Consider the following 22,888-nt stretch of genomic DNA (forward strand, 5'->3'; position numbering starts at 1 on the left):
TATGGAGAGAAAAACAGTATTGGTTATCGCTGACCTTGGGGGATGCCCGCCGCATATGTTTTACAAAAGCGCAGCCGAAAAATACAACCTCGTCAGCTTTATTCCGAGACCTTTTGCAATTACAGCCTCTCATGCGGCATTAATTGAAAAATACTCGATTGCGGTCATTAAAGATAAAGACTATTTTAAGAGTCTGGCTGATTTTGAGCATCCCGATTCGATTTACTGGGCTCATGAAGATCATGACAAACCTGAGGAAGAAGTCGTCGAAGAAATCGTCAAGGTGGCTGACATGTTCGGGGTTGACGCCATTACGACCAACAATGAACTGTTTATCGCTCCGATGGCAAAAGCGTGTGAACGTCTCGGCCTGCGGGGAGCGGGCGTACAGGCCGCTGAAAATGCCAGAGATAAAAACAAAATGAGAGCCGCCTTCAACCGGGCCGGCGTCAAGTCCATCAAAAATAAACGGGTGACGACGCTGGAAGATTTCCGCGCCGCGCTTCAGGAAATCGGAACGCCGCTCATTCTGAAGCCTACATATCTGGCGAGCTCCATCGGCGTGACGCTCATCAAAGAGAGGGAAACGGCAGAAGCAGAATTTAACAAAGTCAATGAATACCTGAAGTCGATTAACGTACCGAAAGCGGTCACGTTTGAAGCGCCTTTTATCGCGGAAGAATTTTTGCAGGGCGAGTATGACGACTGGTATGAAACAAGCGGTTATTCCGACTATATCAGCATAGAAGGCATCATGGCCGACGGGGAATACTTCCCTGTGGCGATTCATGATAAAACACCGCAAATCGGATTCACGGAGACATCCCATATTACGCCGTCCATCCTGGATGATGACGCAAAGCGGAAAATCGTCGAAGCTGCCAAAAAGGCGAATGAAGGACTCGGCCTCGAAAACTGCGCGACACATACAGAAATTAAATTAATGAAAAACCGGGAAGCCGGACTGATTGAATCAGCGGCACGATTTGCGGGCTGGAACATGATTCCGAATATTAAAAAGGTCTTCGGCGTCGACATGGCGCAGCTGTTATTGGATGTTCTCTGTTTCGGAAAAGAAGCCGATCTGCCGAAAGGATTATTGGAGCAGGAGCCATGTTATGTCGCCGACTGCCACTTGTATCCTCAGCATTTCAAAGAGAACGGCCAGCTGCCTGAGACAGCTGTCGATTTCGTCATTGAAAGCATTGACATTCCCGACGGCGTCTTAAAGGGAGACACCGAACTCGTTTCTTTCTCGGCTGCCGAGGCGGGTACATCCGTGGATCTGCGGCTGTTCGAAGCGTTCAACAGCATTGCGGCGTTTGAGCTGAAAGGAAGCAATTCGGGTGACGTGGCCGAATCAATCAAACAAATTCAGCAGCAGGCGAAGCTGACTGCAAAGTATGCGTTACCGGTATGAAACAGCTGAAACCGAACTCGAAGTATTTGCTTTTCGGGCAGGCGCTTTCGTTTATGGGAGACTATTGCGTTCTCCCGGCCCTGCTCATTTTGTCTACATACTATCATGACTACTGGGTGACGTCCGGCGTTATCGCGGTCCGCAGTATTCCGATGGTGTTTCAGCCGTTTTTAGGCGTGCTCGTGGACAGGCTCGACAGGGTGAAAATCATGCTGTGGACGGATGTGATCAGAGGTGTCATCTTTTTGGGGCTGACATTTCTCCCGAAAGGCGAATATCCGCTGCTTTTTCTGGCGCTGCTGTTTGTCTCGTACGGAAGCGGCGTGTTTTTTAACCCGGCACGTCTCGCGGTCATGTCGTCTTTAGAAGCGGATATTAAAAATATCAACACTTTGTTTGCAAAAGCCACGACGATTTCGATTATTGTCGGCGCTGCAGCCGGCGGACTTTTTCTGTTAGGCGGTTCTGTGGAGCTTGCCGTCGCGTTTAACGGGGTGACCTATCTTGTCTCCGCGTTTTTCATCAGCCGCATTAAGCTTCAATACGTGCCGATTCAGTCAGAAAACGTAAGGGAAGCTTTTCAGTCGTTTAAAGAAGGCCTGAAGGAAATCAAAACAAATGCTTTTGTGTTAAACGCCATGTTCACGATGATTACGATGGCGCTTTTGTGGGGTGTCGTCTACAGCTATTTCCCGATTGTCAGCCGCTTTTTAGGCGACGGGGAAATCGGCAATTTCATCCTGACGTTCTGTATCGGCTTCGGCGGCTTTATCGGCGCCGCTCTTGTCAGCAAATGGGGCTTTAACAACAATAAAGGGCTGATGTATTTTACAGTGTTATCGATCGTCTCGCTTGCGCTGTTTTTGTTTACCCCGATTTTCGCCGTGTCAGTCATTGCCGCCATTCTTTTCTTTATCGCAATGGAATACGGTGAAGTGCTGGCAAAGGTCAAAGTTCAGGAGAACGCGGCGAACCAGATTCAGGGCCGGATCTTTTCGGTGGCGGAGGCGTCCATCGGATTGTGCATCGCCGCCGGTTCCATGCTGATCAACATTGTAGACGCGGCAGTCATCATGGCGTTTATCGTCCTTTTGATCAGCGGGCTGTTTCTGCATACAAAACTGGTCAATAAATCCTTTTCAGAACGGAATAACGAATCAGAGCAAATCCATTTATAAGGAGCCTTTCAGATGGAAATCATACCGTCCGATGTCATCAAGACACTTCCGAAACAGGAATTTTCGCTCGTTTTTCAAAAGGTAAAAGAGATGGAGAAAACGGGAGCCCAGATTATTAATCTCGGCCAGGGGAATCCCGATCTCCCCACTCCGCCGCATATCGTTGAAGCATTGAGGGAAGCTGCGCTGAATCCTTCGTATCACGGATACGGCCCGTTCAGAGGCTATCCGTTTCTGAAAGAAGCCATCGCGGAATTTTATGAGAGAGAGTACGGGGTATCGGTCAATCCGGAGACAGAAGTCGCGCTGTTCGGCGGAGGGAAGGCTGGTTTGTACGTTTTGACGCAATGCCTGCTGAACCCCGGCGATATCGCCTTAGTCCCGAACCCCGGCTACCCTGAGTATTTATCGGGAATCACAATGGCCAGAGCGGAGCTGTATGAGATGCCGCTTCATCCGGAAAACGGCTATCTGCCGGATTTTGAGCGGATTGATCCCGCCGTCCTGAAAAAAGCCAAGCTGATGTTTTTGAATTACCCGAATAACCCGACGGGCGCGACTGCGGATCAGGCGTTTTATGAAAAAGCGGCTGCGTTTGCAAAAAAACATGACATCCATCTTATTCACGATTTTGCATACGGCGCGTTCGAATTTGATCAGAACCCGGCCAGCTTTCTTCAGGCGAAAGAAGCGAAAACGGTCGGCGCGGAGCTTTATTCATTTTCGAAAACCTTCAATATGGCAGGCTGGAGAATGGCATTTGCCGTGGGGAATGAGAAAATCATTCAGGCGGTCAATGAGTTTCAGGATCACGTCTTCGTCGGCATGTTCGGCGGCCTTCAGCAGGCGGCAGCGGCGGCGCTGTCAGGAAATCCTGAGCATACGGAGCGTCTGAAGCGCACATATAAAGAACGGATTGATTTTTTCACGGCGTTATGTGAAAAGGAATTAGGCTGGAGCATTGAAAAACCGAAAGGGACTTTTTATGTCTGGGCTGAAATTCCGAATGAATTCGAGTCTTCACACCAGTTTTCAGACTATCTGCTGGAGCATGCCCATGTTGTCGTGACGCCCGGCGAGATTTTCGGCAGCGGCGGAAAGCGTTATGTCAGAATATCAATGGTGGCAAAACAGGGCGATTTAAGGGAATTCGTGCTGCGGATTCAAAAGCTAGATTTGTCCTTTCCTTCATTACAAGAAACATCCCGCTGAGAGCGGGATGTTTTTATTATATGCTTTTCATGCTGCCGCCGTCGGCTGACACTTGCTGTCCGGTAATATAGGAGGCTTCTTCAGAGGCAAGAAAGGCAGCCAGCGCCGCGGTTTCTTCCGCAGTTCCGACACGCTTCATCGGGACGTCTGAGGCAATCCGTTCCTCCGCTTCCGCTTTAGAAATGCCGTTTTGCTTCATGACATTCTTTACGAATTGGTGATAACGGTCTGTGGCGATAAATCCGGGATTCAGACAGTTGACAGTAATGTGAAAAGGCGCAAGCTGAATGGCGATGTTTTTGCTGGCATTAATTAAAGCGGCGTTCATCATGCTGTTGGTAAACATATTGGCGCCGGGTTCTTTCCATAGGTTTCCGACGATATTAATGATTCTGCCGAATTCGTGCTGTTTCATGATCGCTGCGGCCGTTTTCATAGAGTCGATATAGGCGATCGTTTTATTCGTAAAGGTATTTGTCATATCCTCTATATCGCAGCTTTCAAAGGTATCCGGCGAGCCGCCCGGAATGTTGTTGATCAATACATCAAGCCGTCCGCATTGTGATTTGATCTCTTCAAAAATGCCGGCTCTCGCCTTCTGGTCCGACATATCGCCGGCCAGAACGGTGACGCCCGCATCCGGATGTTTGGCGAGGATCTCTTCTTTTACCGATTCGATATTTTCGGGAACTCGTGAATTAATGACGGTATAAAAGCCATTGTCCGCCAGTTTCAGAGCGATCGCTTTGCCGATCCCCTGGCTGGCTCCCATAATAAATGCGGTTCGTTTTGACAACTGTCTGCACCCCTTTACCAAAATGGAATCTCCTTTACATCGTAAAAAAAAATGATAAAAATAGCAAATTTTATTTAAATTCTGACAAAGAAAAAACCCGCCGGACAGGCGGGTGGGTGTTACACGTGCAAAAACTTCGGAAGCGTGTCGAGAGACAAGCGGTTTCCGACAAAAAATGAACCGAATTCTCCGTAGCGCGCGCTGACTTCATCAAAGCGCATTTCGTAAACAAGTTTTTTGAACTGAAGCACATCATCGCTGAAGAGCGTGACGCCCCATTCGTAATCGTCAAAACCGACAGATCCCGTAATAATCTGTTTGACTTTGCCGGCATAGCTCCGTCCGATCAAGCCGTGGCTTCTCATCAGGTTTCTGCGTTCATCCATAGAAAGCATGTACCAGTTGTCGTTGCCGCTTCTTCTTTTATCCATCGGATAGAAGCAGACGTATTTCGCTTCCGGCAGCTCAGGATACAGGCGTGCGCGGACATGCGGGTTTTCATACGGATCGCCTTCTCCGCTTGCGAGGTAGTTGCTCAGCTCAACCACGGACACGTAAGAGTAAGCCGGGATCGTAAATTCAGCAAGCTTTGATTTGTTAAATTCAAGCTCGATTTCGTTCAGCTCTTCCATTGTCGGGCGAAGAATCATCAGCATGAAATCAGCTTTCTGTCCGACGATGCTGTAGATGGTTTGCGAGCCTTTGCCTTCTTTTTGGGCGACGCCCCATTTTTCAAGCAGTCCCGTAAATTCGTGAATAATCGACAGGCGCTCATCGCTGGATAACATCTTCCATGACGTCCAGTCCATTGTGCGGAAATCGTGAAGCGCGTACCAGCCGTCAAGTGTTTGGGCGGCTTCGTTCGTTTTTTGCTGCTCACTCATGTATCTTCACTCCTATATCTTTTCATTACATTGATGCCTTCACTATATCACAGTTTAACCGTTTCGGCTGTGGAGAAACCTTGAATAATCCGAAGCCTTGTGTCAGAAACTAAGCCGTGAAACAAACCGTCAATTAAATTAGTTAGAAAAATAAGATTTCTTTTTGAAAGCGCTATAATAGAAGTTGGTTATTTGAATTTAGCTGGAAGAAGAGTATGCTGTAAAAGTAAGCGTTTTTTGTCAACATAGAGGAGGGAATATCGTGGCAGATTTATTTACAAAAGTACAAGAAAAAGTCGCAGGAAAAGATGTGAAAATCGTATTTCCTGAAGGGTTGGACGAACGTATCCTGGTTGCGGTCAATAACTTGGCGGGCAACAAGGTATTAAAGCCGATCGTAGTCGGCAATAAAGAAGACATTCAAGCAAAAGCGAAAGAATTAAATCTTACGCTTGACGGCGTGGACATTTTTGACCCGCATACATATGAAGGCATGGAAGAACTCGTTCAGGCTTTCGTAGAACGCCGCAAAGGCAAAGCGACGGAAGAACAGGCCCGCAAAGCTTTGCTGGACGAAAACTATTTCGGCACGATGCTTGTGTACAAAGGTCTCGCGGACGGACTTGTCAGCGGAGCCGCACATTCTACAGCCGATACGGTGCGCCCTGCACTGCAAATCATCAAAACAAAAGAAGGCGTGAAAAAAACATCAGGCGTCTTCATCATGGCCCGCGGTGACGAGCAGTATGTGTTCGCTGATTGCGCGATCAACATTGCTCCTGACAGCCAGGACCTTGCCGAAATCGCCATTGAAAGCGCCAATACGGCTCAAATGTTTGACATTGACCCGCGCGTTGCCATGCTCAGCTTCTCTACAAAAGGATCGGCGAAATCAGACGAGACGGACAAAGTGGCTGAAGCCGTGAAAATTGCGAAGGAAAAAGCGCCTGAGCTTACGCTTGACGGCGAATTCCAATTCGACGCTGCATTTGTGCCGTCTGTCGCGGAGAAAAAAGCGCCGGACTCCGACATTAAAGGAGACGCGAATGTATTTGTATTCCCAAGCCTTGAAGCAGGAAACATCGGCTACAAAATCGCTCAGCGCTTAGGCGGCTTTGAAGCGGTCGGACCGATTCTGCAAGGATTGAATATGCCTGTAAACGATCTTTCCAGAGGATGTAATGCGGAAGACGTCTACAATCTTGCGTTAATTACGGCTGCTCAAGCGCTGTAATCCGCAAAAGCCGGTCTTTACGAGGACCGGCTTTTTTTATAGAAAGAATGTCACTGCGGTCCAGCCGAACAGGGACAAACAGAGAGAACCGATCAAGCCTGCTGCGAGCGCCCGCCAGCCGCTATGACGAAACGCCGATATATGGACTTTCAAACCGAGACCCGCCATCGCCATGCCGATTAAAACATAAGACACTTGAACAAGAAACGCGGAAAACGAAGCTGAAATAACGCCTGATGTATGGATGGCGCTCATTCCGAGAAATCCGAAGATAAACCAGGGGATGGGGAGCGAAACGGCAGAAGCCGTCTTTGACTTTCCGCTGCGGCGCGCCCGCATTCCGAGCATGAATGCGGCCGGGACGAGCAGCGCGACCCGGGTCAGTTTGACGATCACCGCCATCTCGACGGCTGCTTTTCCTCCGGCGCTGCCGGCCGCCGCCGCATGCGCCACTTCGTGAAGCGTTGCCCCGCAAAAGGCCCCGTAAGCCGCAGGAGAAAACCCCAATCCATGATAAGCAAGAGAATATACAACAGTAAAAACGGTTCCTAATAACGAAACGGCGGCCGCGCTGATGGCGGCTGCATTTTCATTTGATCTGATCTGCGGCGCGATCGCGGCAATGGCAGCCGCCCCGCAGATCGCTGTGCCGCAGGCTGTCAGCGTGCTGAGTGTCTGATCTATACGGAACAGCCGGGACAGTCCGTATACAACGGCACCCGCAAACATCATACAGCAGACGGCAATTGCAAATACGTGCCAGCCCGCATGATAGATATCCGCCAGATTCAGTCTCATGCCAAGCAGGATGATGCCTGCTTTCAGCAAGTATTTGCTTGAGAACGCGATCCCCGGCTCTAATGCCGCCCGCTGTCCGAATACGGCGCGCCAGAGCATGCCGATCAGCATGGCAAGGACAAGCATTCCGAGCATATGCAAAAACGGCAGGCGGCTGACATAGAAGGCCGCAAACGCAATTCCTGCGGTAACTGAAATACCCTTTATTATCTTCATCTCAGTCACTTCCCATTATCTTGATAACTCCACTTTACTGCGGTCTTAATCATTAGTAAAATATATTTATATGATCTAAACGATTAGGAAAAATAATGATTAGGGGCGATGCTTTTTGTATTATGGGGAACTGAAAACATTCATTGCCGTCGTGGAAGAAAAAAACTTTACAAAGGCGGCGCAGAAGCTGATGATTTCTCAGCCAAGCGTCAGCCTTCACATTAAAAACCTGGAGAAAGAATTTCAAACCGCTTTGCTGAACCGCTCTCCGAAGCACTTTACGACGACGCCGACGGGGGACATTCTCTATCAGCGCGCCAAGCAGATGGTCTTTTTGTACGAACAGGCGAAATCTGAAATTTACGCCCACCATCATTATGTCAAAGGGAAGCTCAAAATCGCCGCGAGCTTTACCATCGGCGAATATATTCTGCCGCCGCTTCTCGCAAAGCTTCATGACGAGTATCCCGAGCTGAACCTGGACGTCATGATCGGAAACACGGAGGAGGTCAGCGAAGCGGTTCGGATGCTTCAAGCCGATATCGGATTAATTGAAGGGCATACGGGGAAAAACGAGCTCGACATTCAGCCGTTTATGGAGGATGAATTGTGCATTGCCGCACCGAACGGACACCCGCTCGCCGGCAGAAAAAACATCCCGGCTGCCGAATTGCAAAATCAAGCGTGGGTGACAAGGGAGAAGGGTTCGGGAACGAGGGAATATTTAGACCACGTCCTTCAATCAAACGGACTGCGGCCGAAATCCATGATGACGATCAGCAGCAACCAGGGCGTCAAGGAAGCCGTGATCAGCGGAATGGGTCTTTCCGTTCTGTCAAAAAGCGTGCTGCAAAAGGATCTGCTTCACGGCAGCATTTCCGTGCTTGAGATAAAAGGATTCTCCTTAAAACGGAAACTGTCTATCATCCAATCTTCCATTATGGAGAACACAAAAAACAAAGAAATCTTCATCGCTCTTTTGAAAAGCCAATTTCAATCATCTCAAGCGGAGTGATATAATAAATGCATGGAAAGCCTATGACGAAAGGGATTTAATATAGATGGGAAAGCAACCGATTGATTTACTGATGCAGCCGAGCTGGAGAATCATTGACCAATCCAGCCTCGGCCCTTATTTTGATGCGAAGCAGTCATTCGCAATGGATGATACGCTGTGCGCCTCCGTAGGCAAAGGGGAATCGCCTGCGACGGCACGCACTTGGGTGCACCACCGGACGATCGTGCTCGGCATTCAGGACACACGCCTGCCGTTTTTAGAGGACGGCGTGAAATTGCTGGAGGGCGAAGGCTACCGTGTCATTGTCCGCAATTCCGGGGGCCTCGCGGTCGTTCTCGATGAAGGCGTATTGAATATTTCTCTTATTTTTGAAGATGAGAAAAAAGGCATCGACATTGACAGAGGCTACGAGGCGATGACAGAGCTGGTGCGGCGGATGCTGCGTCCGTACAATGCCGAAATTGAAGCATATGAAATTAAAGGATCGTACTGTCCGGGCAGCTATGATCTCAGCATCGGCGGCCGAAAATTCGCGGGAATCTCACAAAGACGCCTGCGGGGCGGAACCGCGGTTCAGATTTACCTCTGTGCCGATAAAAGCGGAAGCGAACGCGCCGATCTGATCAGACGTTTCTATCAAGCCGCTTTAAAAGACAAAAGCAACGATACAAAAAGCGTATATCCCGATATCCGGCCCGAAACGATGGCTTCATTAAGCGAATTGCTGCAAACGGACATTACCGTGCAGGACTTAATGCTGGCGCTTTTGACTGAACTGAAGGAACTCAGCGGACGCCTGTATGCAGCCGGATTATCGCCGGAAGAGGAAATGGTATTTGAAAAAAATCTGATCCGAATGCTGGAACGGAATGAGAAGGTGTTCGGCACGCAGGAAAGCTTGGACTGAGTCCGGGCTTTTTTGTTTCAATGATAACCCCGATATGTCTCATAAAATATTCAAAGTCGCTGTCCGGTCTGCCTCTGAATGAAATGGCTCCTTCTGTTTTTTTAATAAGCTGTACGATCATTCTGAAAATAGTGGTTTTACCTGAGCCGTTCGGCCCTAAAAGGCCGAATATCTCGCCTTTTCTCACATCGAAAGAAATTGACTGTACAATAGGGGTATGATTGATGGTTTTAGAGACATCTTTTAATATCAGGGCTGGTTCACTCATGCTACTTGCACACCTTCCTTATGATTTAGGGTAAAAGCCGTCAAAACCGAAGAACATGCTTCCGATCAGGCCGGCAGCGATTAAAATGAGAGCAATGCTATACCACATTTTTCGATTCAATGGTTTCCCTCCTTACAATGCTGACATTCCATTTGAAATAGCGCAAAAAGATGCGGAATATCAGTTTCGAAAGATCAAATCCGGCCATAAACACCGCCATACCCGCTCCGAGGACCATACATCCGTTAAAAATGGCTGTTACAATCGGCACTTTTATGAGGAGAAAGAATGATCCGGTCATCAGCATCAGGCCGATTGCCATCAAACTTAACACCGCAACAGAGGCAAAAAGAAACGGTGTCAGCATAAACATGAAGTTGAACATGCCCATACCCAGCATCAGGCCGAATGCTTTGAAAAAGGAGCGCCATGTTTTCTGCTCCTCGGCATCACTGATGAAAATATCCGCTTTTAAGGCGCGCGCAAGTGTTTTGGGGTTTCCTAAATTGCCGGCGATTTGTTCATCGCTTTTTCCTTCAGCGACGCCCATTTGGAATATTTCGCCGATATCGGCGAGTATCTCTTTTTGCTCAAATTCCGGCAGATCTTTTATTTCCCGCCGGAGATGTTTTAAATATTGGTCTTTACACATTCATTTTCCCTCCTTAATGATGCTGTTCACTTTTTCGGACAGGTCAAGCCATTCCGATTTTAATGTGTGATGATAAAAGGCGCCTTCTTCTGTTACTTTGTAATATTTGCGTGACGGGCCTTGATCTGAAGCTGCTGTATACGTTTTTAAATAGTTATTTTTCGTAAGTCTTCGTAATATGGGGTAGATGGTGCCCTCCGATACAGGGAACGTTTCACTTATGACCTTGATTAATTCATAACCATATAAATCTTCATAAAGAAGCAGGGACAACACACAAAGTTCCAATGCTCCTTTTCGTAATTGGCTACTCATTTACTATCATTCCCATCATATCTAATAATTGTATTCTCTATACAGTGTATTGCACAGTAGCTAATCGATCAATAATTCCCAAGAACCATTTGGGATGAGGAATTGAATCTTTATGCTTATGTGCGGGCGGGGACCGAGATGCGCAGCCCTTGCGGGAAGAAGGCCTCCTGAACAATGTTTACATTAATATAGATCAGGATGCGCGTCATTGACAAATGGCAAAAACCCCTTTTTCCATGACAAAGAAAGGGGTTTTTTGCGTTATTCGGCCATTTTTTCTAAATTGCCGTTTCGGTCCATTTTAAAGGACGGAGACGCATGCTCGTCGTCTTCAAATAAAACTAGTTTTCTGGCTCTGTTCATAATTTTCACCAAGGTTTCGTAGTCTTCCTGAATGGTTTTTTGATCTTTTTCAAGCTTTTCGACGGCCGCTTCCAGCTGCTCGGTTTTAGACTGAAGTTCTTGGTTTTCCCGTTTTAAACGGTCATTTTCCATCTGCAGGGCGGAAGTTTGCTTTCCGCTGCCTTCATAGCTCTGCAGAAATTGAATGACGTCTGCCATTGTGAGCTCCGCCTTTTGGCTCGGCTGCTGAGGCGCCAGCAAATGTGATAAACTAGCTAACTCTTCCTTGAAGCTTTCATCGACATAAGGCATATGTTCGCCGGACATGACGGCTTGCCGGTCCTCTTTTGGCGCTTCCGTTTGAACCGTCTCTTCGGCTGCGGTTTCTTGAATGATGTCCGCATCCGGTGCAGGCGGCTGGTATAATAGTTTCTTCTTGGCCGGCTGGCCGTTTCCGAGCGCGCGCATCCGCTGTTTCCGCTGTTTTTTTGCAAGCTGAAGCGCTTTTTCATATTGATGGCGCACGACGGCATTCCATCTGAATCCGCACGCTGCCGACGTTCTGTTTAATTTATCGCCTACCTCTTCAAAGGCGTTCAGCTGCGTGCTTCCTTCCCGGACGTGCCGGAGCACGGTTTCCGCAAGCAGCAGGTCATTTTCCTCCGACCAGGCGTCCTGTCTTTGCTTTGTCAATGTTCTCAACCCCCAATAATCTTTGATGGTATTAGAATGTCCAGATTGGAAAATATTTATACAAATTGGCTGAAAGAATGAGAGATACGCAGAGCCTTGCAGGATAAGATGAATCCTTGTACAATAAAACGTGATGTGATTTTTTTCGTTTTTAAAATTTAAGATTTAACATAGAGGAACATTGAATGAAGGGAAGCGTACATCATGGCTAATGAATTCCGAGTGTGTGATGATTGCCAGGCCACCAATATTAAGACATTGCTGCCGCGTTTGAAAGAAGCTGACCCGGATGCAAAAGTGGAGGTCGGATGTCAGTCATATTGCGGGCCCGGACGCAAGAAATCGTTTGCTTTCGTAAACAACCGCCCGCTGTCGGCGCCGACTGAGGACGAGCTGATTGAGAAAGTGAAAAAGAAGATCAAAAAGTAAATGTGCATTTTTACGACAGCCTCGCCCGATGGGTCAGGCTTTTTTGCTTCAAAAAATCAATGATTGAAAACTGGAACAAAACGCCGGACAAATTCAAGGATGTTTTCAAATTACAGAGCCGATATAATAGAATCACGGCTAAAAAAAAGAGGGAATGACGATGGCGTATCCAAACGGAAAATTATCAGAAGAAAAAGTGTTTAAAGATCCCGTTCACCGCTATGTTCATGTGCGGGACAAGCTGATCTGGGATTTGATCGGCACCCGTGAATTTCAGCGGCTGCGCCGGATCAAACAGCTCGGTACGACGTATTTGACGTTTCACGGCGCGGAACACAGCCGTTTTAACCATTCTCTCGGCGTCTATGAGATTGTCAGACGAATGGTTGATGATGTTTTTAAAGGGCGTCCTGAATGGGATGACAATGAACGCGAACTCTGTCTCAGCGCCGCGCTTTTGCACGATTTGGGACATGGGCCGTTTTCGCATTCCTTTGAAAAGGTTTTTCATCTGGATCATGAAGACTATACGAGGGAAATCATTCTCGGCGACACCGAGGTGAATCAGGTTCTCAGAAAGGCGGGACCGGGATTTCCGCAGGATGTTGCCGAAGTCATTGCCAAAACATACAAAAACAAACAGGTGGTCAGCCTGATTTCGAGCCAGATTGACGCCGACAGGATGGATTACCTTCAGCGGGACGCATACTATACGGGCGTCAGCTACGGACATTTTGATATGGAACGGATTTTAAGGGTCATGCGTCCGCGAGAGGACCAGATCGTCATTAAGCAAAGCGGCATGCACGCCGTCGAAGACTATATTATGAGCCGCTATCAAATGTACTGGCAGGTGTATTTTCATCCCGTGACGAGAAGCGCTGAAGTCATTTTGACGAAAATTCTCCACCGTGCGAAGCAGCTCCATGAAGAAGGGTATATATTCACTCATGCTCCCGTTCATTTTTATTCCATTTTTGAAGGGAAGCTGACGCTTGCGGATTATCTGAAGCTTGATGAAGCCATCATTTTATATTATTTCCAGGCTTGGGAGGAAGAAGAGGACCCGATTCTGTCCGACTTGTGCCGCCGCTTCATTAACCGCCAGCTGTTTCAATATGCCGAATTTAATCCGAATGAGGAAATGTCGGCTTATTTTGAACTGACCGCTCTCTTTAAAGAGGCGGGAATTGATCCCAATTACTATTTAGTGGTCGATTCTTCATCGGATCTGCCGTATGATTTTTACCGGCCGGGTGAAGAGGAGGAGCGTCTGCCGATTCATCTGTTAACGCAGAACGGCCAGATCAAAGAGCTGTCCAGGCAGTCCGCCATTGTCGAATCCATTTCGGGCAAACGCCGGACGGACCATAAGCTCTACTATCCGATGGACCTCATTTGCGACGATTCAGAAAACCCTGAAGCAAAATTAAAAATCCGGCAGCTGCTGGGACTGACATAGAAGGATTTTGGTAAAGAAGGAAAAGGAGATGTCGGGAATTTGTTGAAAGAACATGCAAAACTGATGAAGGTGTTCTCGGATTCTGGAGAAATCATCGGGCGGAAAAAGCTGCAGAAAATCATTTATATCGCGAAGAAAATGCAGTATCCTTTCTACGAAAAATATGATTTTCATTTTTACGGCCCGTATTCCGAAGAACTGACGCTTCGAATTGAAGAGCTGTGCAATCTTGGGTTTCTGGATGAGGTGAAGGAAAAAAAGGGCGGCTACTTTCAATACCGGTACTCGCTGACGGAGACGGGAGCCGAGTTTTTACATCATGCGGAGCTTAAGATGCCGGATATGAAGAAGTACATCGACAGCGTCAACAGCCGCTCATCCCGGTTTCTGGAGCTGGTGTCTACGATTTTGTATTTTGACGGCCTTGAAGCTGAGGAAAAGAAAGAGAAAGTGTTTACGATAAAAAGCAAACAGAAATATACGGATGAAGAATATGATGAGGCGCTTCACTACATAGAAGAGCTGAAACACATTTGTTAAAGGCGATGCTTTCGTCTTTTTTTATGAAAAAACCAGGCCGCGATGAAGCGGGCCTGGTTTTGTTTATTGTCTCAATTTGCTGTGCTTGTACGAATATAAAAAGTAAACGATGACGCCGATGATCAGCCAGACGGCAAAATAAAGCCACGTTTTCAGCGGCAGATTGACCATTAAAAACAAACAGCAGATAATGGCCAAAATCGGCAGTACGGGTACAAAAGGCACTTTAAATCCCCGTGGCAGATCTTTATGGGTGCGGCGCAGAATCAGCACGGACAGACTGACCATGGCAAATGTCAATAGCGCGCCGATGTTTGAGAGATCCGACAGCTCTTTCAGATCAACAAAACCCGCGATGCATGCGCTGATCAGTCCGATCAGCCACGTATTAAAGATCGGCGCTCCCGATTTCTTTCCGACAATGGTAAAGACTTTCGGCAGCATTCCGTCTCTTGCCATCGCAAAAGATATACGGGTCGCCGCATAGGTATGAGCAAGAACGACGGCCATCAGTCCGATCACCGCACCGGCAGCGATAATGCCCGCCACCGCGTTTTGTCCGACAGTCTGCAGCACATAAGACATGGCTTCCGGCACATTAAGCTGTGAATACGGAACCATACCCGTCATGACGAGACAGACGATGACGTATACCAATGTACAGATCACCAGTGAACCGATAATACCGATCGGCAGGTTGCGCTGCGGTTTTTTGACTTCTTCAGCCGAAGCCGAAATCGCGTCAAACCCGAGGAACGCAAAAAAGACGGCAGAAGCCCCCGTAATGACGCCTTTGATTCCAAAAGGCATAAAAGGATGCCAATTGCCCGGCTTTACAAAAAAGCTTCCTGTGATGATAAACAGCAAAACAATTCCGATTTTTACGAGAACCATTATATTATTAAAGGTTTTGCTCTCTTTAGAGCCGCGTGACAGAACGACGGCAATTAATAGAGTAATGATGATGGCAGGAAGGTTGACGATGCCCCCCTGGCTCGGCACGTGCAGCAGACTGTCCGGCAAAGGCATGCCGATTTCGGCTAACAGATTATTAAAATAACTTGACCAGCCGCTTGCCACCGCCGACGCCGTCACCATATAAACGGATAAGAGCGTCCAGCCCATTAAATGGCCGACAATTTCTCCCATGGTGGTATAAGAGTAAATATAGGCGCTTCCGTAAACCGGGAGAACAGAAGCGATTTCGGCGTAACATAATGCTGCAAGGCTGCAGACAACGGCTGCAATGATAAAAGAAAAGATTACGGAAGGCCCGGCGTTTTTCGCGGCTGTAATGCCTGTAAGAACCATGACGCCCGTCCCGATGACGGCGCCGATGCCCAGTAATGTTAAATCAAATCCACCCATCGTTTTGGCAGTCTGCCTTTTTCTGCTTTGTTCAAGCAGCTGGGTGATGTCTTTTTTTTGTAGGATATTCCGCAACACGCATCCCTCCATCCAAAAGCAAAAGCCAAGAGGGACTCTTTGGCTTTTACCCGTGTCACATCTTCTGTGTAATCGACAATCCTGTGTTCTGTTTCCCCGTCTGTTCCGTTTCTTTTCTTTTCCAATCATATTGTCTGCCGCATCCGATCAGATTATCCTTTCCGTCAAACGCAGTCACCCTTAATGATTTTACCTGAATCGTGTCTATAAAACCAGCTTTGCATAAAAGGATATGGTAAAAAAGAGGGAGACAAAAGTCTGTGCAGGGCAGGATAAAAGTTGCGGGCATTCCGGCCGGAATTTTGACTTTCTCCGTAAGGTATCAGTAAAATGTAATAAAAAACAAACAAATGATGATGGATGCATCTTGAAATGGGGAGTTTCTGCATGAAGCACGATAACTTGCAAGCAAATGTACTGGATTACGCGCTCACGAAATATTTAAAGAGCACGAAAAAGCTTGATGAGGCGACAATTCCGAAGAGTATAAACAATATCAGAGGATTTATTCTGAGGATTATTTACCGGCACGGCACGTGCACGATTAAAGATATATTGCAGGAGGTCACATTATCGCCTTCCGCCACGACAACCGCTCTCAATCATTTAGAAAAAGAAGGATTCGTGGAAAGGTCGAGAAACAACGAAGACCGCCGCACGGTATGGATGACGCTTTCCGACTCGGGAAAAATGGCGGCCATGCAAATGATTGAAAACCGGCAGCTGCTCATTGACGAACTGTTCGAAGCATTGACAGAGGAAGAAAAGAAAATCTTTTTCAGCCTGGTTGAAAAAGTTGTGAAATAAGCCGGCCTGACATAGCAGCGCCGGCCATTATCAAGGATTACTCCGTATCGCTGATCCGTTTGCCGGCGACGGCGTAATGATCCTTTCTCATTTCTTCAATCATGACAATGATCTTTTCTTCGGCTGCGCCTGTCGTTTCTTTTACGGCTTCTGTCACTTTTTCAACCAGATTCCGTTTTTGTTCATCTGTGCGGCCTTCAAGCATTTTAACGGTTACGAGCGGCATGGTGCTGATCCTCCTTTATCGTTTCCTCTCTTTGGAAGAGAGATCACTTATAGTATACTGAATGAAGGACAATCTTGCATTTTTTAAAAAAGGGGATTTTGACATTTGGACAGATTTTTATATTATCCGCTGGAGCTTATGCCCTATGTCGTGATTACGCTGATCGTGGCATTTACGATGCATGAACTGGCGCACGCGTATGTCGCGTATCGGTTCGGAGACGATACCGCGGCGAGACAGGGCAGATTAACGCTCAATCCGATTAAACATCTTGATGTTTTCGGAACGATTCTAATTTTGGTCGCGGGTTTCGGCTGGGCCCGTCCGGTGCCGGTGAACCGCCGCGCCTTTAAAAGACCGCGGCTGGCGGGAGTGCTGGTTTCCGTCGCCGGGCCCGTAAGCAACCTGCTTCTTGCCTTTATCGGTTTCTTTTTGCTAGTGTTGATGCATGCTTACGGAATGGAGCTGCTTTCTGCATTCAGCATGGGGCTTGACCGCTTTTTCTCTATTTGGATTCAGCTGAATCTCGCGCTGTGTTTATTCAACCTGCTGCCGCTTCCTCCGCTTGACGGCTACCGGATTATTGAGGATCTCGTGCCGCCGCGGGTGCGCGCCAAAATGACTCAGTTTGAGAGCTACGGGATTATCGTGTTTCTCGTGCTGTTTGTGACACCGGTCGGCTCCTATGTCGTGTGGCCGCTGTTAAGCGAGGGGAGAGACTGGATTCTCAAGGTATTTGCCATTATATTTCAACCGCTTTTGTAGGAGGGTATTTTCATGGAAGAAAAAAAGAAGAAAACAATCGGATTTAATATTATTAAAAGTGATCCGACCGACGGACATGGCGGTTTTGGCGCCGGGTCGCTGAGCCTTGACAATATTTCTCCGGTATTTGTCGATGTGGAAGAGAAGGAAGCTTTCGTTGACATCGGCGCAATGCATGCCCGCAGTGTCGTTGAAAAAGGCATCAAATTCCTGCCGAACAAAGATGAAGTGCCGAACGGAAAACCGTACTGGCTCGTGTGGGTCACCATCGACAGAAAAGAAGAAGGCCCTTATTACGCGGGTGTGACGGCTTGTGAAATGACCGTGGACAGAAGTATCCGCAGAGGCTATAAGTCATTGCCGGAACATGTGAATTTAATGGATAAATCAATGAAGCGCCGCATTATCGTGGACAAAATGGACGCCAGCTCAAAGCAGGTGCTTGCTGAATTTCTGCAGAAGCATGACCAAGGGCTCTGGGAACGTTCATCCGATGAATTGAAAACAGGTCTGCTTCCGGGCGAAAAATAATTTGTGAACTTTTTGTGAACTTTATAAATATTTGCACTATTTCGCAATTGTACTGAGTAAACTGTTGATACAGAATCAGGACATGGAAAGTCCCGAGCCGAACCAAGACTCGGGGTTTTTCATGTTTACGCGGAGGTTTCATCATGTTCACCGTCTTTGACATCGGGCCTTGGGTCATTGAAGCAGATACGGCGGAAACGAGAAAACAATATGAAAAATCATGGCCTGATCCCTGCGATTGCGGTAGCTGCCGGAACTTTTCCGAGGCGGTGAATCTCCTTCCCGCCGAGAAAACAAGACTGTTTACGCGGTTTGGGATTCGTCCGGCTGTCTGTCACGACTTGGGGGAGCATGGAAAGGAAAACGGCCTGCATCATTATGCGGGCAGCTATCCGATTGTCGGCAGGCTTAGGGAAGGCTGGCCGAAGTTTCATATTGAGAGAGAGGGAGATATCCGCTTTTCGTTTTCTTTGCCTAGTACAACATTTTTTATACCGAAGGGTTTTCCTGACCCTATTATCCATCTCGACTTTTCACTCTTGCTCCCATGGGTGCTTGAGGAAGACGCGGATTAAGCCCGGCGCGCAATGCACCGGGCTCAGTCTTTTTTGCCGAGCCACTTATCCCACCACTTTTTGCGCGGAGCTTCTTTACGAGCGGGGACGTGTTCCTTTTCTTTTTTAGACGGTTCCGGTCCGTAGCACACATCCGCGGGCTCAGTGCCTGCGATGAAATACGTGTAATGCTTTGCGGCGCATCCGGGTCCCGAAGTGTAGCCGGAAGCGGGGTCAATATAGACGCCCGTGACGCCCTTCGGCGGTTTAAGCGCTATTTCCGGTTCTCCTTCGAGCGCCTTCTCCATAAAGTCCGCCCAAATCGTCTTCGCATAGCTTTTTTCTTCTACTGAATCAATCGTGCTGCTTTTGTCATAGCCTGTCCACACACCGGCGGCAAGAGCCGGATTAAAGCCGATCATCCAGCTGTCTGCGCTGGTCGTGCCTGATTTCCCGCCGTACGTCCGGGTCAGCCGGTCTGAAATGGTGCGTCCCGTGACGGAAGTATAGCCGTTTAAATCCTCATCAAACATGCCCGTCATCATGCTCGCCGTCACAAAAGCGGCTTTTTTATCAAGCGTCTGCTGATGTCCGCGCGGCTGTTCATACAAGATGTTGCCGGCGGTATCCGTCACTTTTGTGATAAAGGAAGGGGTGATTTGTTTTCCCCCGTTTGCGAGCATCGCATAGGCATTAACCATCTCAATCGGGCGCACGGGTTCAGTCCCGAGCGCCAGAGACGGAAGGGGCTTTAAATGTTCGCTGATGCCGAATTCCTTTGCCGCCGACACGAGCTTATTCATGCCGAGAAAGAGATGGGTCTTCACGGCATAAATGTTGTCTGATAACGCAAGCGCCTGAAGCAGCGTAATCGGTTTATTGGCGTAGTAGCCGTTGTAATTGCTTGGAGAATAGGTATCTCCGTTGTCGTCAATCTGGAACTCTGTGGCTTCGCTTTTCATCAGCGTGACCGGTGTAAAGCCGCTTTGAATCGCTTTGTAATACAAAAGCGGCTTGATCGTGGAAGCCGGCTGCCGTTTCGCCTGTGTCGCCCGGTCAAACGGGCTTTTTTCGTAGTCACGTCCGCCGAGAAGCGCAAGCACGCGACCTGTTGCCGGATCAATCGCGGAAAAGCCGACCTGAATGTCAGAGCCGGTACGGATCGTATGTGCCACAGTGTTTTCCGCGATCCGCTGCATGCGCTTATCAAGCGTTGTATAAACACGCAATCCGCTCGTTGCGAGCTGTTCGCGCGTCATGCCGAGCTTTTTCTCGAGTTCTTTCATCGCATCATCGTAAAAATAAGGCGCCGTTTTCGCCGCGGTTCTGCTTTTCAGCGGCTGATAGGCAAGCGGCGTTTTCTTAATCCTTTCCGCCTTTTCTTTTGAGATCATTTTTTGTCCGGCCATCAGACGGAGAATGGTTTCCTGGCGCTGTTTGGCCTTCTTTTCACTGACATATGGCGAATAGCCGGACGGGCCTTTCGGTATGCCCGCCAGAAGCACGGCTTCCGCATCGTTCAGATCTTTGGCGTGTTTGCCGAAATACAGGCGGGAGGCGGCTTCAATTCCGTATGCGCCGTGGCCGTAATATATCGTATTTACATAACCTTCTAAAATCTCGTTTTTAGAATAGTTCTGTTCAAGGCGGATCGTGTAAAATGCTTCGTTCCATTTTCGTTTCCATGTTTTATCATGCTCAAGGTAGAGATTTCTCGCGTATTGCTGGGTGATGGTGCTGGCGCCCTGAACCTTGGCCATTGCCTTTATGTCAGCCAGCGCGGCGGCGGCCATCCGCCGGTAATCAAAACCGTGGTGATTGTAAAAGTTTTGATCCTCCACCGCAATCGCGGCCTGCACCGCTGTCGGATTGATATCTTTTAACCGGACCCAGTAGCGCTTTTCCCCGAAATCGCTCTCACCTAGCTTTGAGCCGTCATTTGCATAAAGAATCGTAGACTGAGGAACCCGGACGGAGGGGGCGCCCTGCCATTTCGCTGCAAGAAGAACGGATGTGAAGCAGACGCCGGCCAGCATTCCGCCGATCAGTGTCAGAAAGATGCAGGCGCGGATGATTTTGAATGTGATTCTGAGCTGATTTCCAGATACTTTATCCACTTTTGGGAACCCCCTTTTTCATGATTCTATTATTATGTGAAAAAAGGGGGTTTTTTAAACATATCAGACCGGACACTTCTTTACTTTTTCCCCTCCATCCTCTATACTTTTTCCTTAGGTGAAAATGAGATTTTAACCGGAATAAAAGCGATACAGACGCTTACAATAAATGAAATAAGCCTTGAAAGGGAGATGACAATTGAGCGAGCTTTGGTATACGGAGAAGCAGACGAAGAATTTCGGCATTACATTAAAGGTGAAACAAACATTACATACGGAACAGACGGAATTTCAGCATCTGGAAATGGTGGAGACAGAAGAATTCGGCAACATGCTGTTCTTAGACGGAATGGTCATGACTTCTGAAAAAGACGAATTCGTCTATCATGAAATGGTTGCGCACGTCCCGTTATTTACGCATCCGAATCCGGAAAACGTTCTCGTTGTCGGCGGCGGAGACGGCGGTGTCATCAGAGAGATTCTGAAGCACCCAAGCGTAAAAAAAGCGACGCTTGTCGACATTGACGGCAAGGTTATTGAATACTCTAAAAAATTCCTTCCGTCCATTGCGGGCAAGCTTGATGATCCGCGCGTCGATGTGAGAGTCGATGACGGTTTCATGCACATCGCGAAATCAGAAAATGAGTATGACGTCATCATGGTTGATTCAACAGAACCGGTCGGACCGGCCGTCAATTTGTTCTCAAAAGGCTTCTATGCCGGAATTTCCAAGGCGTTAAAAGAAGACGGCATCTTCGTCGCGCAGACGGACAACCCGTGGTTTACACCGGAACTGATTACAAACGTACAGCGTGACGTGAAAGAAATCTTCCCGATCACCCGTCTGTATACGGCTAATATCCCGACGTACCCGAGCGGCCTGTGGACATTTACGATCGGTTCTAAAAAGTACGATCCGCTTGAAGTGGAGGACAGCCGTTTCTTTGACATCGACACGAAGTATTACACGAAAGAGCTTCACAAAGCGGCATTTGTTCTTCCGAAATTTGTGAGCGACTTAATCAAATAAAAACGTACGGCGCAGGAGCGAATCTTGCGCTTTTTTACAGGAAAGCGAGGGAATTATTGATGAGATTTGATGAAGCATATTCAGGAAAAGTATTTATCGCGAGCCGCCCCGACTGGAAAGAGGCGGACGCCATCCTTTACGGCATGCCGATGGATTGGACGGTCAGCTACCGTCCCGGTTCACGATTCGGCCCGGGGAGAATCCGCGAGGTGTCTATCGGTCTTGAAGAATACAGCCCGTACCTCGACCGTGACTTGGCTGATTTGAATTTCTTTGACGCCGGAGACATTCCGCTTCCGTTCGGCAATCCGCAAAGAAGCCTTGATATGATTGAAGAATACGTGGACGGCATCTTAGAAAAAGGCAAGTTCCCGCTCGGCATGGGAGGGGAGCACCTTGTATCATGGCCTGTCATAAAAGCCATGTATAAGAAGTTTCCGGACCTTGCCATCATTCATTTTGACGCGCACACCGACCTGCGCACGGATTATGAAGGCGAACCGCTTTCCCACTCTACTCCGATCCGCAAAGCGGCCGAGCTCATCGGGCCGCAAAACGTATTTTCATTCGGCATCCGCTCCGGAATGAAGGAAGAATTTGAATGGGCGAAAGAAAACGGCATGCACATTTCTAAGTTTGAAGTGCTTGAGCCGCTGAAAAAAGTGCTGCCGCAGCTTGCGGGACGCCCTGTTTATGTCACGATCGATATCGACGTTCTTGACCCCGCTCATGCGCCGGGAACGGGCACGGTTGACGCGGGAGGCATCACGTCTAAAGAATTGCTCGCGTCCATCCATGAAATCGCGCGCTCAGAGGTCAGCGTAAAAGGCGCCGACCTCGTAGAAGTGGCACCGGTCTATGACCACTCAGAACAAACCGCAAACACGGCAAGCAAGATGATCCGTGAAATGCTGCTTGGGTTTGTGAAATAGAAAGAATTTCCCCCGCTTGAAACATGGCGGGGGATTTTTATATTGTATATAAACTACTTAGAAGTTAGTAAAAGAAATATATTATTTTACTATTAATAATTGATGTTATTGATAAA

Annotated in this window: 24 protein-coding genes and 1 pseudogene; 15 read left to right on the forward strand and 10 right to left on the reverse strand. The window is 48.1% G+C overall.

From position 1 onward, the window contains the following. The first annotated feature begins 1 nt into the window (after position 1). The 3 genes from C5I45_RS01615 to C5I45_RS01625 are packed head-to-tail and all read left to right on the forward strand — an operon-like array spanning position 2 to position 3,810. Positions 2–1,420, forward strand: a complete 1,419-nt coding sequence (locus C5I45_RS01615; protein ID WP_048367779.1) for an alanine--anticapsin ligase — start codon at positions 2–4, stop codon at positions 1,418–1,420. Beyond that, positions 1,417–2,598, forward strand: a complete 1,182-nt coding sequence (locus C5I45_RS01620) for a bacilysin exporter BacE (RefSeq protein ID WP_107994190.1) — start codon at positions 1,417–1,419, stop codon at positions 2,596–2,598. The genes C5I45_RS01615 and C5I45_RS01620 overlap by 4 nt, the downstream gene beginning before the upstream one ends. A gap of 12 nt (positions 2,599–2,610) precedes the next feature. Beyond that, positions 2,611–3,810, forward strand: coding sequence for a transaminase BacF (locus C5I45_RS01625; RefSeq protein WP_107994191.1), 1,200 nt, complete (start codon positions 2,611–2,613; stop codon positions 3,808–3,810). A 16-nt stretch (positions 3,811–3,826) separates the two neighbouring features. Here the strand turns inward: C5I45_RS01625 and C5I45_RS01630 are convergent, their stop codons facing one another. Next, the gene (locus tag C5I45_RS01630) at positions 3,827–4,606 is read right to left on the reverse strand and encodes an NADPH-dependent reductase BacG (RefSeq protein WP_107994192.1); all 780 of its coding nucleotides are present in this window, start codon (positions 4,604–4,606) and stop codon (positions 3,827–3,829) included. A gap of 119 nt (positions 4,607–4,725) precedes the next feature. Then, positions 4,726–5,490: a hydrogen peroxide-dependent heme synthase gene (hemQ, locus tag C5I45_RS01635; RefSeq protein WP_003151011.1), complete on the reverse strand. Its 765-nt coding sequence runs from the start codon at positions 5,488–5,490 to the stop codon at positions 4,726–4,728. A gap of 262 nt (positions 5,491–5,752) precedes the next feature. Between hemQ and pta the strand changes: the two genes are divergently transcribed. Beyond that, entirely contained in the window at positions 5,753–6,724 is a 972-nt protein-coding gene (gene pta, locus C5I45_RS01640) for a phosphate acetyltransferase (RefSeq protein WP_003151012.1), read from the forward strand. A gap of 36 nt (positions 6,725–6,760) precedes the next feature. Here pta and C5I45_RS01645 read toward each other — a convergent pair whose 3' ends face one another. Beyond that, positions 6,761–7,738, reverse strand: coding sequence for a YeiH family protein (locus C5I45_RS01645; protein WP_107994193.1), 978 nt, complete (start codon positions 7,736–7,738; stop codon positions 6,761–6,763). A gap of 115 nt (positions 7,739–7,853) precedes the next feature. Here C5I45_RS01645 and C5I45_RS01650 point away from each other — a divergent pair, with 115 nt between their 5' ends. Together C5I45_RS01650 and C5I45_RS01655 are read left to right on the forward strand one after the other, a co-directional pair. After that, positions 7,854–8,753 (forward strand): cysJI operon transcriptional regulator CysL, encoded by a 900-nt coding sequence (locus C5I45_RS01650; RefSeq protein ID WP_003151014.1) that lies wholly within the window; start codon positions 7,854–7,856, stop codon positions 8,751–8,753. 46 nt (positions 8,754–8,799) lie between these two features. After that, on the forward strand, positions 8,800–9,663 hold the full coding sequence (locus tag C5I45_RS01655; RefSeq protein ID WP_003151016.1) for an octanoyl-[GcvH]:protein N-octanoyltransferase: 864 nt from the start codon (positions 8,800–8,802) through the stop codon (positions 9,661–9,663). Here the strand turns inward: C5I45_RS01655 and C5I45_RS01660 are convergent. The 4 genes and pseudogenes from C5I45_RS01660 to C5I45_RS01675 form a co-directional block, all read right to left on the reverse strand. After that, positions 9,644–9,931 (reverse strand): annotated as a pseudogene (locus tag C5I45_RS01660) (ATP-binding cassette domain-containing protein); the annotation flags it as partial. The gene C5I45_RS01655 and the pseudogene C5I45_RS01660 overlap by 20 nt on opposite strands. A gap of 97 nt (positions 9,932–10,028) precedes the next feature. Next, complete coding sequence (locus C5I45_RS01665; RefSeq protein ID WP_024085924.1) at positions 10,029–10,583, reverse strand: HAAS signaling domain-containing protein; 555 nt, start codon at positions 10,581–10,583, stop codon at positions 10,029–10,031. After that, entirely contained in the window at positions 10,584–10,898 is a 315-nt protein-coding gene (locus tag C5I45_RS01670) for a PadR family transcriptional regulator (protein ID WP_014306027.1), read from the reverse strand. A 261-nt stretch (positions 10,899–11,159) separates the two neighbouring features. Beyond that, complete coding sequence (locus tag C5I45_RS01675; protein ID WP_003151032.1) at positions 11,160–11,933, reverse strand: RsfA family transcriptional regulator; 774 nt, start codon at positions 11,931–11,933, stop codon at positions 11,160–11,162. A gap of 204 nt (positions 11,934–12,137) precedes the next feature. Between C5I45_RS01675 and C5I45_RS01680 the strand changes: the two genes are divergently transcribed. The 3 genes from C5I45_RS01680 to C5I45_RS01690 all read left to right on the forward strand — a co-directional run bounded on the left by C5I45_RS01680 (position 12,138) and on the right by C5I45_RS01690 (position 14,364). Then, on the forward strand, positions 12,138–12,362 hold the full coding sequence (locus C5I45_RS01680; RefSeq protein WP_003151034.1) for a YuzB family protein: 225 nt from the start codon (positions 12,138–12,140) through the stop codon (positions 12,360–12,362). A 160-nt stretch (positions 12,363–12,522) separates the two neighbouring features. Then, a complete protein-coding gene (locus C5I45_RS01685) occupies positions 12,523–13,824 on the forward strand; it encodes an HD domain-containing protein (RefSeq protein WP_003151035.1) in 1,302 nt (433 codons plus the stop codon). A gap of 39 nt (positions 13,825–13,863) precedes the next feature. After that, on the forward strand, positions 13,864–14,364 hold the full coding sequence (locus C5I45_RS01690) for a YwgA family protein (RefSeq protein ID WP_003151036.1): 501 nt from the start codon (positions 13,864–13,866) through the stop codon (positions 14,362–14,364). A gap of 63 nt (positions 14,365–14,427) precedes the next feature. Here C5I45_RS01690 and C5I45_RS01695 read toward each other — a convergent pair whose 3' ends face one another. Continuing rightward, complete coding sequence (locus C5I45_RS01695; RefSeq protein WP_003151037.1) at positions 14,428–15,807, reverse strand: amino acid permease; 1,380 nt, start codon at positions 15,805–15,807, stop codon at positions 14,428–14,430. 390 nt (positions 15,808–16,197) lie between these two features. On the opposite strand from C5I45_RS01695, the gene C5I45_RS01705 reads away from it, so the two are divergent. Further along, complete coding sequence (locus C5I45_RS01705) at positions 16,198–16,617, forward strand: MarR family transcriptional regulator (RefSeq protein ID WP_107994194.1); 420 nt, start codon at positions 16,198–16,200, stop codon at positions 16,615–16,617. Between the two features lie 37 nt (positions 16,618–16,654). On the opposite strand, the gene C5I45_RS01710 is transcribed toward C5I45_RS01705, so the two are convergent. After that, the gene (locus C5I45_RS01710; RefSeq protein ID WP_003151042.1) at positions 16,655–16,843 is read right to left on the reverse strand and encodes a 2-hydroxymuconate tautomerase; all 189 of its coding nucleotides are present in this window, start codon (positions 16,841–16,843) and stop codon (positions 16,655–16,657) included. Positions 16,844–16,948: 105 nt separating this feature from the next. On the opposite strand from C5I45_RS01710, the gene C5I45_RS01715 reads away from it, so the two are divergent. The 3 genes from C5I45_RS01715 (at position 16,949) to C5I45_RS01725 (ending at position 18,714) form a co-directional block, all read left to right on the forward strand. After that, positions 16,949–17,608, forward strand: a complete 660-nt coding sequence (locus C5I45_RS01715; protein WP_003151043.1) for a site-2 protease family protein — start codon at positions 16,949–16,951, stop codon at positions 17,606–17,608. A gap of 12 nt (positions 17,609–17,620) precedes the next feature. Then, positions 17,621–18,139, forward strand: a complete 519-nt coding sequence (locus C5I45_RS01720) for a YwhD family protein (protein WP_015387555.1) — start codon at positions 17,621–17,623, stop codon at positions 18,137–18,139. 143 nt (positions 18,140–18,282) lie between these two features. After that, the gene (locus tag C5I45_RS01725; RefSeq protein WP_107994195.1) at positions 18,283–18,714 is read left to right on the forward strand and encodes a hypothetical protein; all 432 of its coding nucleotides are present in this window, start codon (positions 18,283–18,285) and stop codon (positions 18,712–18,714) included. 23 nt (positions 18,715–18,737) lie between these two features. Here C5I45_RS01725 and C5I45_RS01730 read toward each other — a convergent pair whose 3' ends face one another. Then, positions 18,738–20,810 carry a transglycosylase domain-containing protein gene (locus C5I45_RS01730; protein ID WP_107994196.1) on the reverse strand — a complete coding sequence of 691 codons (2,073 nt, stop codon included), beginning with the start codon at positions 20,808–20,810 and terminating at the stop codon, positions 18,738–18,740. 199 nt (positions 20,811–21,009) lie between these two features. On the opposite strand from C5I45_RS01730, the gene speE reads away from it, so the two are divergent. Together speE and speB are read left to right on the forward strand one after the other, a co-directional pair. After that, positions 21,010–21,840: a spermidine synthase gene (gene speE / locus C5I45_RS01735; protein WP_003151052.1), complete on the forward strand. Its 831-nt coding sequence runs from the start codon at positions 21,010–21,012 to the stop codon at positions 21,838–21,840. A gap of 59 nt (positions 21,841–21,899) precedes the next feature. Then, positions 21,900–22,772: an agmatinase gene (speB, locus tag C5I45_RS01740; protein ID WP_003151054.1), complete on the forward strand. Its 873-nt coding sequence runs from the start codon at positions 21,900–21,902 to the stop codon at positions 22,770–22,772. The last annotated feature ends 116 nt before the right edge of the window (positions 22,773–22,888 follow it).

The sequence above is a fragment of the Bacillus sp. ZY-1-1 genome (assembly GCF_003047165.1).
Classification (GTDB): Bacteria; Bacillota; Bacilli; order Bacillales; family Bacillaceae; genus Bacillus; species Bacillus velezensis.